This window comes from Rhodococcus wratislaviensis, assembly GCF_900455735.1.
GTDB classification, from domain to species: domain Bacteria; phylum Actinomycetota; class Actinomycetes; order Mycobacteriales; family Mycobacteriaceae; genus Rhodococcus_F; species Rhodococcus_F wratislaviensis.
Map to the genome: position 1 here is coordinate 177,833 of NZ_UAUI01000026.1, position 12,569 is coordinate 190,401.

Consider the following 12,569-nt stretch of genomic DNA (forward strand, 5'->3'; position numbering starts at 1 on the left):
CGAAGCAACAGCCTAGTGTCGGGCGGATCAGTTCGATCCGTCCGGTCCTTTCCAGGCCCTCGTCTGCGCGTCGTCGTCGCCGGTGCCACGCTGCTCGTGCGGCGGGTTCCACTGATTGCCCGGACCCTGGTTCCCGGAGTACTGACCCTCCGGGTTCTGGTTGCCCGGATCACGAGGCGGCCAGCCCGGAGCCGACCAACCCGCGGGGGCGCCGTAGTCCGGACGCGGCTGCGTCATCCCACCCTGCGGCCGGGCCGGTGCCGGCTGCGAGTAACCGTTGGCGGGCGCCGGCTGCGGGTACTGCTGCTGCGGCGAAGCCTGCTGCGACTGCTGCTGGGCGAACACCGGCTCGGGCTGCTGGGGCCACGGCTCGCCGCGCTCGACCGCGAGTTCCCGCGGCGTCTTGACCGGCGGCTTGTCGGACGGCGTCCGGTGGCCGAAGTCGTTGAACGCGGTGATGCGCGGGCGCTTCTCGACGCTGTGGAAGATCTTCTCGAGATCCTTGCGGGTGAGCGTCTCGCGTTCGAGCAGTTCGGTGGCCAGGATGTCCAGCACGTCGCGGTACTCGTTGAGGATCGCCCACGCCTCGGTGTGCGCGGCCTCGATGAGGTTGCGGACCTCTTCGTCGATCTCGCGCGCGACCTCGTGGGAGTAGTCGGACTGCTGACCCATCGACCGGCCCAGGAACGGGTCTCCACCCTCCTGGCCGTAGCGCACGGCACCCAGCTTGGCGCTCATGCCGTACTCGGTGACCATCGACCGGGCGATCTTCGTCGCCATGTCGATGTCGGAGGACGCACCGGTGGTCGGCTCGTGGAACACGAGTTCCTCGGCCGCGCGGCCACCCATCGCCATGACGAGTCGAGCGATCATCTCGGACCGCGTCATCAGGCCCTTGTCGTCCTCGGGCACCGTCATCGCGTGACCGCCGGTGCGGCCGCGGGCGAGGATGGTGACCTTGTAGACGGGCTCGATGTCGGGCATCGCCCACGCGGCGAGCGTGTGCCCGCCCTCGTGGTACGCGGTGATCTTCTTCTCGTGCTCACTGATGATGCGGCTCTTGCGTCGGGGACCGCCGACGACACGGTCGACGGACTCCTCGAGCGCGGCCTCCGTGATGACGGTCCCGTTCTCGCGGGCCGTGAGCAGCGCGGCCTCGTTGATGACGTTGGCCAGATCTGCACCCGACATTCCGACGGTGCGCTTGGCCAGACCTTCGAGGTCGGCGTGCTGATCGATCGGCTTGCCCTGCGAGTGAACCTTCAGGATGGCGCGACGACCGGCGAGGTCGGGGGCGCCGACCGGGATCTGCCGGTCGAAGCGGCCCGGACGCAGCAACGCCGGGTCCAGGATGTCGGGGCGGTTGGTGGCGGCGATGAGGATGACGCCGGTGCGGTCGCCGAAACCGTCCATCTCGACCAGCAACTGGTTGAGGGTCTGCTCACGCTCGTCGTGGCCGCCGCCGAGGCCGGCGCCGCGCTGGCGTCCGACGGCGTCGATCTCGTCGACGAAGATGATGCAGGGGCTGTTCTGCTTGGCCTGGTCGAACATGTCGCGCACGCGGGACGCACCCACACCGACGAACATCTCGACGAAGTCCGAACCGGAGATCGTGAAGAAGGGGACACCGGCCTCGCCTGCCACCGCGCGGGCGAGCAGGGTCTTACCGGTTCCGGGCGGCCCGTACAGCAGCACACCGCGCGGGATCTTCGCTCCCAGCGACTGGTAGCGCATCGGGTTCTGCAGGAAGTCCTTGATCTCGTACAGCTCTTCGACGGCCTCGTCCGCACCCGCGACGTCGGCGAACGTGGTCTTCGGCATGTCCTTGTTGAGCTGCTTGGCCTTCGACTTGCCGAAGCCCATGACGCCGCCGCGACCGCCGCCCTGCATACGGCTCATCACGAAGAAGAAGATGCCGAGCAGGATCACCATCGGCAGGACGAACAGCAGGATGGACGTGAGCCAGCTCTCCTGCGTGACCGTGGTGTTGTAGCTCTGCAGGCCCTTGTCGGAGATCTCGTTGAAGATCTGCTCGGACGCCGACGCCGGATACTTCGCGAGGATCTCGGTCTTGCCGTCCGTCGCGTCGTTCCCGTCCTTCAGCCACAGGCGGACCTGCTGCTCCCGGTCGTCGATCTGCGCCTTGTCGACGTTGTTCGCGTCGAGCTGCGCGATCGCCACGGAGGTGTCGACACCCTGGAATCCGCGCGTGTCGTTGCCGAAGTAGCTGAAGGCGTAGATCACCAGCAGGATGCCGGCAACTATCGCCAGGTTTCGAAACACAGTCTTACGGTTCATACAGGTCGGCCGATATGGCCGGTCCTTTCGAGAGTGCGGGTCTTCCGGGTGCGCCTTCCGGCTGCCAACCGGACAAACCAGGTTACCGCGAAGGCACCCCGGCGACTCCAGGTAGCAGCCAACCGCCGTTGGGAGCGGTCTCTTTTCTTTCAACGCATGCGGTGTCCCATCGGTTCCCCCGGACTCGATCCTGGTCCGAATGTGCGGGAGTTCACCGCGCGGGCGCGACCCTCGGCCAGCCGCCGCCCACCCGCTCGATGTGAGCGGCCAGGGCCAGGATCCGGGCCTCGCCCCCGGGCGGCGCCGCGATCTGCACGGCCAGCGGGGTGCCCGAATGCGAGTGCGTGCCGACCGGCACACTCGCCGCCGGCCACCCGACGAGATTCCACAGCGCGCTGAACGGGGCGTACCGCACGTTGGCCACGACGTTCGACAGCCACGACCGCTCGCTCCACGTCGTCGCCGCGAGCGGCGGCTGCGCGAGAGCGGGCGTGATCACGACGTCGTAGTTCTCGAAGAATGTGCGCAGCGACTCTTCGAGCCTGCCCACCTGCTCGGGACGGACGAATCGGCCCAGCGCCCTGCCCACCGCGACGTGTCTGCGGGTCCGCGGCTGCAGTTGCCGCACATCGAGCCCCTTCGCGTCGGCGGCCGTTCCCGCGGTCCAGCGGGCGAGGACGGGAAGCAGGTTGACCGGGTACGGCAACGTCGCAGGCTCGACGTCGTGGCCCGAGCCGGTCAGTTCCGTGCCCGCGCGCAGGGCCGCGTCCCGCCACTGCGGATCGACCGTGGCCAGGAACGTCGGCGACCCTGCCGCGACCGCGATCCGCAGTGGTTCCGATGCTCCGATCCGCGCGAGTTCGGGTCGGTCGGCGAGGACGGACAACATGAGGGCGGCGTCGTCGACGGTGGTGGCGATGGGCCCGTTCTCGGCCATGCCGAACCACGAGGTGGCGCCGAGTTCGGAGGGCACGACTCCCCTGCCCGGTTTGATGCCGAACACTCCGCAGTTCGCCGAGGGGATGCGGATCGAACCCAGACCGTCGGTCCCGTGGGCCAGGGGCACCATCCCCGCGGCGACGGCGGCGGCCGCTCCCCCGGACGAACCCCCGCAGGTCCGCGACGGATTCCACGGATTGCGGGTGATGTGGCCGGGCGCGTCGGTGGTTCCCCACACCGCCAGTTCGGGGAGGGTGGTCAGGCCCACGACCACCGCACCGGCCGCCCGCAGCCGCGCGACGACCGGGTGGTCGGAAACCTTCGGTTCGGCACTGGTCGCGCCCGATCCCTCACGCATCGGCAGTCCGGCCACCGGGATGACGTCCTTGATCGCGACGGGCACTCCTGCCAGCGGAAGTGTGGACAGATCGGGTCGGCGGGAGAGGGCGAGCGCGGCGGCTCGGGCCTGTTCGGCGAGGACCGTGACGAACGCCTGAATCTTCGGTTCCCGCTCGTCGATGGCCGCGAGCGCGGCCTCGACATGCTCCATCGGGCTCGAGACGCCCGAGCGAACCTGCTCGGCGACGACGACGGCTGAGGTGAACGGGGAGTCCCCCATCATCCGAGTATATGGCGCAGGGATGCAGTCATTTCGAGTATTCGCGCTGGATACGGTGGGTCTGCGGGGTTACCATTCGCTTGTCCCTGGATGGGACTCTTCACACCGCTCCAGACAACCTCGATGTGCCCAGAGAACCCGCCCAGTAGAACCCTCGATGTGCAATGACCAGAGGAAACGGGTCGGGCAGAGACGGATCGGCCGCTGGATCGGACTCTGCCGAACGGACCGCCGGAGTCACGAACTCCGAACACGAGAGCAGCGAATCGACGGTCGCGGCCGGACCGTCGACGGTGGTTGCTGAGCAAACCGTGTCCGCACGGACGATGACCGCCGAGCAGACCGCGGCCGCCGAGCAGACTGCCGCGGCCGAGCACACCGCGGCCGCCGACCAGACCGCGGCCGCCGGTCCGACCGTGACCGCCCGGCAGCCGGACACGCTCATCACCAGGCCGCCGGGCAATGCGGCTCTCGACGATGTGGAGGTCGGTCAGCAGGTCGACGACTTCGATCTGCTGATGGGCCTGGGCAGCGGCGCGTTCGGCCGCGTGTTCCTGGCACGGCAGCGGTCGATGCAGCGCCTCGTGGCGGTGAAGATCTCCCACGACAAGGGGAACGAGCCGCAGACCCTCGCGCAGCTCGACCACAACTACATCGTGCGCGTGTTCGACCAGCGGTTGCTCGAGGACCGCCAACTGCGCCTTCTCTACATGCAGTACCTGCCGGGTGGCACCCTGCTGCGGGTTCTGCGCCGCGTGCGCGTCACCCCGGAACAGGACCGGACGGGCAGCCTGCTGCTGGACGTGGTCGACGAGGAGATGCGGGAGAAGGGCGAGATCAGGCCCACCGACTCGAGTGTGCGGGACGAGATCAGTTCACTGACCTGGCCCGAGACGATCGCGTGGCTGGGGCGGCGGCTGGCGGACGCCCTCGACTACGCCGGTAAGCGCGGCGTCCTGCACCGCGACATCAAACCCGCCAACATCCTGCTGACGGCCGAGGGGGTGCCGAAGCTCGCCGATTTCAACATCAGTTTCAGCGACACCGTCACCGGAGCGTCACCGCTCGCCTACTTCGGCGGGTCCCTGGCCTACATGTCCCCCGAACAGCTCGAGGCGTGTCACCGCGGCATGCCGGGGACGGCGGCGGACCTCGACACCCGCAGCGACATCTTCGCGCTCGGCGTGATGCTGTGGGAGCTGATGTGCGGTCGGCGTCCGTTCGAGGACGAAGACGTGTCCAGCGAGTCGCTCGTCGCGCTCGAAGCGATGCTGGACCGCCGCAGCCGCGACATCGACCCGGAGTTTCTCGACCAGTTGCCCTACGACTGTCCGCCGTCCCTGCGACGGGTACTGCTGACGTGTCTGGCACCGAAGCCGGAGGACCGGTGGTCGTCCGGTGCCGAACTGGCCCAGCAGTTCGACCTGTGCCTGAATCCCCGGGCCCGGGACCTCGTCGATCCACCGCCGAACAGTTGGCGCATGCGGCTGCGCCGCTTCGCGCTGCCGATTCTGGTGATCGGTATCGCGGTGCCGAACGCGCTCGCCGGCGCCTACAACTACCACCACAACAAGATGCTGATCATCAGCAATCTGACGCCGGAGGCGCAGCACTCGTTCGAGGGGATCCAGTTGGTCATCAATTCGATCGCGTTCCCGTTGGGTGCGATCATGCTGCTCTACTGGTGCCGATATCCGCTGCTCGTTCCCCGGGGTCTGCGCAAGGGGAAAACGTACGACCGCCAGACGCTGGCCCGGGCCCGCACCGACACGCTGCTGCTCGGCGACCGCGTCGTGCTGGTGGTGTTCGGGTTGTGGGTCATCGCGGGCATCGCCTATCCGATTTCCCTGCAGCTCGCGGCGGGGAATGTGCCGCCGGGCGCGTACGTGCACTTCATCGCATCCCTGATCGTGTGCGGCGCCGTGTCGGTGGCGTACCCGTTCTTCGTGGTGGCGTTCTTCGCGGTGCGCTGTATCTACCCGACCCTGCTGCCGCAGGACATCGCCAGCAGCGCCGACGCCCACAAACTGCGGGGCCTCGACCGCCGGAGCACGCTGTATCTCGCGGTGGCCGCCTCGGTCCCGCTGGCCGGTGTGGCCGGGGTGACGTTCCTGTCACCCGACGAGATCACGCTGGTGATCATCGCGGTCCGCATCCTGTGCGTCGGCGGCATCTTCGCGTTCGTGGGCGTGTACTGGCTGTTCCGGCAACTGGAACAGGACCTGCGCGCGCTGGAGCTCGCCGTGTCACACGAACCCGTCCGCTGACGAGTAGCGCGGAGATCAGCCGCCGTAGACGGAAGGCTCGAGGGTCCCGATGTACGGCAGGTCGCGGTACCGCTCGGCGTAGTCGAGGCCGTACCCGACGACGAATTCGTTGGGGATGTCGAAGCCGACGTTCGCGACGTTGACGTCGACCTTGATGGCGTCGGGCTTGCGCAGCAGCGTGACGACCTCGAGCGAGGCGGGGTTGCGGCTCGACAGGTTGCGCATCAGCCAGGACAGCGTCAGACCGGAGTCGATGATGTCCTCGACGATCAGCACGTGGCGGCCGGCGATGTCCTTGTCGAGGTCCTTGAGGATGCGCACGACGCCGGAGGACGACGTGGACGAACCGTAGGAGCTGACGGCCATGAACTCCATCTGGGTGGGGATGGGGAGGGCCCGCGCGAAGTCGGTCATGAAAAAGATGGCGCCCTTGAGGACACCCACCAGGAGCAGATCCCCTTCCGGGGCACCCTCCGGGTAGCGCTTGGCGATCTCCTCGGCCAGTTCGACGGTACGTCGACGGATCTCGTCCTCGGAGATCAGTACCGATGCGATGTCGCCTTCGTACACGCGATCAAACCCTTCGTCGGTCGTCCAATCCGACGTTCAGCCTGCCACGTCGTCGGCGGACCACCAACCTCGCGTCCGGTGTTCCGCCCCCGATCGCCACCTGTCCCTGTCCGCGCCACCGTGCGACGAGGTCGTCCACGGCCCGCAGCTGGGTGTCTCCGAGACCGCGCGCACCGGCTGCAAGGAGCCAGCTGCGCAGCACGCGCCGGCGGACGGGCGGCGCCGACAGTGCGAGCAGGGCTGCGTCGATTTCGCCGTCCACCTCGACTTTCGCTTCGGCGTCGGCGGCCATAGCGTCGAGGACCGCCCCTTCCTCGCGCAGGTGTTCCCCGGTGCGGGCGAGGGCCCCGGCGACGCCGCCGCCCAGGACGTCCTCGAGCAGCGGCAGCACCTCGGTGCGCAGCCGCACCCGCACGAAGTCGGGTGAGGCGTTGTGCGGATCCTCGTGCGGGCCGAGTCCCAGTTCCGCGCAGGCCTGCCGGGTCACCGCGCGCCGCACGTCCAGCAGCGGTCGCCCCCACGGGCTGTCGTACGCGCTCATCCCCCAGATGGATCGACCACCCGAACCGCGCGACAACCCCAGCAAGACCGTTTCGGCCTGGTCGTCGAGGGTGTGCCCCAACAGCACCGGGCGGGTTCCGCGCGCCGAGTCGAGGGCGCGGTAGCGGGCCTGCCGGGCAGCCGCCTCCAGCCCGCCCGACCCGGTCACGTCGACGGGAAGCACCTCGGCGGACGTGCAGCCGAGAGTCCGGGCACGGGCTGCCGCCTCGTCCGCCACGTCCGCCGAACCCGGCTGCAGCCGATGATCGACGACGAGGGCACGCACCGATCGCGCTTCGGCGGAGGCCGCCGCCGTCAGCGCCAGTGAGTCGGCGCCACCGGACAACGCGACCGCGATCTCACCGTCCGGGGCGTGCGCCACGATCCAGCGCCGCACGGCGTGACGAACCTCGAGGATCGCCGGCTCCTCGGGAAGCACCATCACCGGCTCAGCCCTTCTCGAATCAGCCCAGCACCCGGGACACCCAGGCGTCCGGCGCATCGATCTCCGCGAGCCGGGGCAACGTGTCGGGGCCGGTCCACACGACGTTGAACCGGTCCATCCCGACCTTGTCCACGACCGCGTCGACGAACGCCTTGCCGCGCACGTACTGCGCCATCTTGGCGTCCATTCCGAGCAGCGCCCGGATGAGGCGTTGCACCGGGTTGCTCTTGCGCCGGCGCCGCTGATCGAACGCCGCCCGGATCGCGGCCACCGACGGCACGACCGCCGGACCGACGGCGTCCATCACGTGGTCCGCATGTCCTTCGAGGAGGGTGCCGAGCACCAGCAGACGGTCGAGTGCCTCACGCTGCGGCTCGGCCTGGGTCGCGCGCAGCAGTCCGACGATGCCGCCCGGTGCGCCCGACTCGTCCGCCTCCGTGCGCCCGCGGTCGCGCAGCGCGGAGGTCAACCGGCCGACCATGTCGGTGACGGACTCGTCCTCGGCGGACCCGAGGGTCTCCACCGACTCCTGCATGTACCCGGTGAGCCACGGTGAGGACGAGAACTGCACCCGGTGTGTCACCTCGTGGAGGCACACCCAGAGCCGGAAGTCGCTGGGCCGCACGCGCAGTGTGCGTTCGACGGACACCACGTTGGGCGCCACGAGCAGCAGGGTTCCGTTGTCGCCGGTGAACGGGTCGTACTGACCGAGGATCGCCGACGACAGGTACGCGAGCATCGCCCCGGCCTGAATGCCCGCCGGCTTGCCGACCAGCATGCCGGGAGCGGCGTCGCCGCCCGTGAGCTGCGACATCGAATGCGCGGCGGCGTGGATCCACCCGGCCCGGTCGAGGATCTGGGCGGTAGGCACCGGAAGCCCGTCGGCGAGGCCGGTGACTTCCCGGACGGGCAGTTCCGCGCGCATCGACGCGTCGGCCAGTTCCGCGACCACGGTTTCCGCCGTGTACCGCGACGTCACGGGTCCGCTGCGCGCGAGCTTCACCCCCGTCCGGGCTGCGAGTTTCCAGTCGACGGCACCGCTGAAGGCATTTCCCTCGGCGGCCATCACTGGCACCCGCACGTGCGGAGCGCTGCCGCCAGTGCGTCGAGTGCGGGTCGGCTGACCTCCGGCGGGCGGTCGTTGGACATCAACGCGAACGTGAGGACGCGCCCGTTCTGGTCCACCACATAGCCGGCGAGCGCGCTGGCCGTGGACAGGGTGCCGGTTTTCGCCCGCACCCAGCCGGCGCCCGTGCGGTTCCCCGACGCGTACCGGTCCGAGAGGCTGCCCGTGGCACCGGCCACCGGCAGGTAGTCGAGCATCGGCCGCAGGGCGGGATTGCCCTCGCCCGCGGCGGCCGTCAGAACCTGGTCGAGTGTGTGGGGGGCGATGCGGTCGTCGACGGACAACCCGCTCGCGTCGTGCAGCGTGAAACCCGACAGATCGAATCCGGCCGCGGTCAGCGTTTGGCCGATGGTCGCGACGGCGCCCGTGAACGATGCTTCCGCGCCGGCATTCATCGCAACCTCCCGCCCGATCGCTTCGGCAAGCACATTGTCCGAGTGTTCCATCATCTGCCGCAACCGGTCGCGCAGCGGCGCGGACTGCACACTCGCCACGGTAGCCGCACCGGGCGCCGCGACCCCCGACGTGACCGCCGACGGGGCGACGCCGAGCGCACCGGCGAGCGTTCGCCCGGCGTCGAGCGCGGGCGTCGAACTGCGCGGCGACTCGTCCACGAGCGGGTCGGCGCGTCCGCCGTCGATCATGATCGGTTCGGTGGGAGTGATGAATCCGGCGCCGACGTCCGTCGGGAACCACCCCTGCGCCATCGTGTCGCCCGAGTAGATGCTCGTGTCGACCACGATGCTCGTCACCTGGATGCCCGCGTTCCGGATCTGGTCGACCAGCTGCGAGATGTGCGCCGCACCCGGGTAGTAGCCGTTCTCGCCGACCGGCTTCGCGGTGAGAGTGGGATCACCACCGGCGACGAGGACGATCTCGCCGGGAGTCGCTCCCTGCACCACCTTCGTCGTCACGCGCCGGTCGGACGGCAGCGCCAGCAGCGCGGATCCCGCGGTGAGGACCTTGGTGGTCGACGCGGGGGTCATCGGGGTCTGCGGGTTGACGCTCCACAGGACCTGACCGGTGACCGCGTCGGCGACCGTTCCGCTGAACTTGCCGAGGTCGGGGTTGGCGGCGGCCGGACCGACCGCGGCGGCGATCCCCTGCGCCGTCGGCATCGGTGCGTCGTCCGGCACCGGCGTGACCTGCGGGGCCGCTGTGATCGGCGCAGGTTCCGGCGCGATCGTCAGTTCGCCGCGGCCCGCCGACGCGTTGTGCGCGGTCACCGCGACCACCAGAACAGCCGCCATCGCGAGCACCACGACGACGACCGACGCGAACAGAATTCGCATGTTCCGACGGTGGCGTCCCGCCAACGAGCCCATCTTCTTCTTTCCCTGGCCCGGCAACGCGCCTCCGTCTTCACTGTGATTCGTGGGTGGTCAGACAACCAACCTTATCCTCGACCCGATATCCTCTCCCCGAATCATCATCGACACGACAGCGAGGAATCGGCGTGGAGTTCGACGTCACCATCGAGATCCCCAAGGGTCAGCGAAACAAGTACGAGGTCGACCACGTGACCGGTCGCGTGAAGCTGGACCGCTACCTCTACACCGCGTTCGGCTACCCGGCCGACTACGGCTTCATCGAGAACACCCTCGGCGAGGACGGCGACCCGCTGGACGCGCTGGTCCTGCTCCCCGAGTCCGTGTTCCCCGGCGTCATCGTCGAGGCACGTCCCGTCGGCATGTTCAAGATGGTCGACGAGGCCGGCGGCGACGACAAGGTTCTGTGTGTGCCGGCCGGCGACCCGCGCTGGGATCACATCCAGGACATCGGGGACGTCCCGCAGTTCGAACTGGACGCCATCAAGCACTTCTTCGTCCACTACAAGGACCTCGAGCCGGGCAAGCACGTCGAGGCCGCCGACTGGGTCGGGCTCGCCGAGGCGACGGCCGAGGTCGAGGCTTCGTTCAAGCGTCTGAAGGACAACGGCGGGCACTGAGCGGTTCGCCGTTTACGCCAACGGCGTCCAACTCCGGTTTCGGGGTCGGGCGCCGTTGTCGTCTCACTCCTCCGCGGCTCCCCGCGCCGCGGCCTGGAGTCCGGACTCGCTGCGGAGGGGTACTTCCTTCCACAGCACGGTGAGGACGAAGGCGACGACCGCGAGAATCGACACGCTGAGGAAGACGGAACCGATGGCGTCGGCGAATCCTTCGCGGAAGGGCAGGGCCAGCACGTCGTCGAGTTTCCCGATCACCGAGCTGTCCGTGAGGACTCCGCTGACTCCGGCGTGGTCGGGGCTGAGGATCCCCCGCCCCATGGCGGCCTCGGCGGGGTCGTTGCTCTGTGCGGCTGCCACCACGGCTCGACGGAAGTCGGGTGTGCCTGCGGCGGCCGTCACTCGCTCACCGATGGCCGGGGTGAGGCGGGAGAAGAGGATCGACAGGAAGATCGCGACGCCGGCGGTGCCGCCGATCTGCCGGAAGAACGTGGCCGCTCCGGTCGACACCCCCATGTCCTGCGGGGGCAGCGCGTTCTGAATGGCGAGGGTGAGGGGCTGCATCAGGTTTCCGAGACCGAGTCCGAGGATCAGCATGAACACCATCACGACGGGCATCGGGGTGTCGGCGGCCAGCGTGTGCAGCAGGAACGCGCCGACCACGATCAGGGCGGTGCCCAGGATCGGGAAGTACCGGTACCGCCCGGTCCGCGAGATCATCTGTCCGCTGACCACCGAACCGGCCATGAGCCCGAGGACCATCGGCAGGATCTGGAACCCGGCCAGGGTGGGGCTCGAGCCCTTCACCACCTGCAGGTACTGCGGTAGCAGGGTGATGCCGCCGAACATGACAGCGCCCACGACGAGACTGATCACGACGCCGAGCGCGAACGTGCTGTTGCGGAAGAAGCGCATCGGGATGAGCGCGTCGTCCTTCATCGCCAGTTCCACGAGCACGAAGGCCAGCACACCGATGACGCCGATCACGTAGCACACCAACGACTTCGAGCTGCCCCATCCCCAACTGTGCCCCTGTTCGGCGACGACGAGCAACGGCACCACACCCACCGCGAGGGCGATCGCGCCCCACCAGTCGATCCGCCGGCTTCCGCTCGGTCGTCGCGGGAGGTGCAGCACGCGGGAGACGACGGTGAGCGCGACCAGCCCCACCGGCACGTTGACGAGGAAAACCCAACGCCAGCCGTCGATTCCGAGGATCTCGTCCTGTCCGGCGAACACGCCGCCGAGGACCGGGCCGAGGACGCTGGACGTACCGAACACGGCCAGGAAGTAGCCCTGGTACTTGGCCCGTTCACGTGGGGAGACGATGTCGCCGATGATGGTGAGCGCCAACGAGAACAGACCGCCGGCGCCGAGTCCCTGGACCGCGCGGAAGGCCGCGAGCACGTACATCGACGTCGAGAACGTGCACAGGACGGAGCCGATCACGAACACCGTGATCGCGAACATGAAGAACGGCTTGCGGCCGTAGATATCGGACAGTTTGCCGTAGAGCGGCGTCGCCAGGGTCGCGGTGACGAGGTACGCGGTGGTTGCCCACGCCTGCAGCGAGTACCCGTCGAGGTCGTCGGCGATGGTCCGGATCGCCGTTGCCACGATCGTCTGATCGAGCGCGGCGAGGAACATACCGAGCATCAATCCACTGAGTACAGCCAGGATCTGCCGGTGGGTGTAGGCCACCGGCGTTTCGACCGAATTCGACACTGTTTCCTCGCTGCGCTGTCGTTTACTTGTAGTCCGCAAGTATGCGAGCGCGGCGAGGTTTCGGGCAACTGATGAACTGGGCTTTACCTGCGGAT

At 68.6% G+C, this 12,569-nt stretch carries 9 protein-coding genes; 2 read left to right on the top strand and 7 right to left on the bottom strand.

Translation table 11 applies throughout. The annotated features are described in order from the left end of the window. Positions 1–27 precede the first annotated feature (27 nt). Positions 28–2,298 (bottom strand): ATP-dependent zinc metalloprotease FtsH, encoded by a 2,271-nt coding sequence (ftsH, locus tag DTA22_RS31355; RefSeq protein WP_037242332.1) that lies wholly within the window; start codon positions 2,296–2,298, stop codon positions 28–30. Positions 2,299–2,509: 211 nt separating this feature from the next. Continuing rightward, positions 2,510–3,856: an amidase gene (locus DTA22_RS31360; protein WP_112302024.1), complete on the bottom strand. Its 1,347-nt coding sequence runs from the start codon at positions 3,854–3,856 to the stop codon at positions 2,510–2,512. Positions 3,857–4,020: 164 nt separating this feature from the next. Between DTA22_RS31360 and DTA22_RS31365 the strand changes: the two genes are divergently transcribed. Beyond that, positions 4,021–6,123, top strand: a complete 2,103-nt coding sequence (locus DTA22_RS31365; protein ID WP_112302025.1) for a serine/threonine-protein kinase — start codon at positions 4,021–4,023, stop codon at positions 6,121–6,123. Positions 6,124–6,138: 15 nt separating this feature from the next. On the opposite strand, the gene hpt is transcribed toward DTA22_RS31365, so the two are convergent. From hpt to dacB, 4 genes are read right to left on the bottom strand one after another with little or no spacing between them, the layout of a single operon-like run. Next, positions 6,139–6,693 (bottom strand): hypoxanthine phosphoribosyltransferase, encoded by a 555-nt coding sequence (gene hpt / locus DTA22_RS31370; RefSeq protein WP_005244976.1) that lies wholly within the window; start codon positions 6,691–6,693, stop codon positions 6,139–6,141. A gap of 4 nt (positions 6,694–6,697) precedes the next feature. Beyond that, positions 6,698–7,675 carry a tRNA lysidine(34) synthetase TilS gene (tilS, locus tag DTA22_RS31375; RefSeq protein ID WP_112302026.1) on the bottom strand — a complete coding sequence of 326 codons (978 nt, stop codon included), beginning with the start codon at positions 7,673–7,675 and terminating at the stop codon, positions 6,698–6,700. Between the two features lie 22 nt (positions 7,676–7,697). Further along, the gene (locus tag DTA22_RS31380) at positions 7,698–8,744 is read right to left on the bottom strand and encodes a zinc-dependent metalloprotease (RefSeq protein WP_037242339.1); all 1,047 of its coding nucleotides are present in this window, start codon (positions 8,742–8,744) and stop codon (positions 7,698–7,700) included. After that, positions 8,744–10,129 carry a D-alanyl-D-alanine carboxypeptidase/D-alanyl-D-alanine endopeptidase gene (dacB, locus tag DTA22_RS31385; RefSeq protein ID WP_112302027.1) on the bottom strand — a complete coding sequence of 462 codons (1,386 nt, stop codon included), beginning with the start codon at positions 10,127–10,129 and terminating at the stop codon, positions 8,744–8,746. Before dacB ends, DTA22_RS31380 begins: the two co-directional genes overlap by 1 nt. A 131-nt stretch (positions 10,130–10,260) precedes the next feature. Between dacB and DTA22_RS31390 the strand changes: the two genes are divergently transcribed. Then, positions 10,261–10,752, top strand: a complete 492-nt coding sequence (locus DTA22_RS31390) for an inorganic diphosphatase (protein WP_037242345.1) — start codon at positions 10,261–10,263, stop codon at positions 10,750–10,752. Between the two features lie 63 nt (positions 10,753–10,815). Here the strand turns inward: DTA22_RS31390 and DTA22_RS31395 are convergent, their stop codons facing one another. Beyond that, positions 10,816–12,513 carry an MDR family MFS transporter gene (locus DTA22_RS31395; RefSeq protein WP_112302028.1) on the bottom strand — a complete coding sequence of 566 codons (1,698 nt, stop codon included), beginning with the start codon at positions 12,511–12,513 and terminating at the stop codon, positions 10,816–10,818. Positions 12,514–12,569 lie beyond the last annotated feature (56 nt).

What these genes read in the sequence shown, in the direction of transcription:
- DTA22_RS31380 (WP_037242339.1), bottom strand. Translation starts at nt 8,744, where the DNA reads ATGGCCGCCGAGGGAAATGCCTTCAGCGGTGCCGTCGACTGGAAACTC.
- ftsH (WP_037242332.1), bottom strand. Translation starts at nt 2,298, where the DNA reads ATGAACCGTAAGACTGTGTTTCGAAACCTGGCGATAGTTGCCGGCATC.
- tilS (WP_112302026.1), bottom strand. Translation starts at nt 7,675, where the DNA reads ATGGTGCTTCCCGAGGAGCCGGCGATCCTCGAGGTTCGTCACGCCGTG.
- dacB (WP_112302027.1), bottom strand. Translation starts at nt 10,129, where the DNA reads ATGGGCTCGTTGGCGGGACGCCACCGTCGGAACATGCGAATTCTGTTC.
- DTA22_RS31360 (WP_112302024.1), bottom strand. Translation starts at nt 3,856, where the DNA reads ATGGGGGACTCCCCGTTCACCTCAGCCGTCGTCGTCGCCGAGCAGGTT.
- DTA22_RS31365 (WP_112302025.1), top strand. Translation starts at nt 4,021, where the DNA reads ATGACCAGAGGAAACGGGTCGGGCAGAGACGGATCGGCCGCTGGATCG.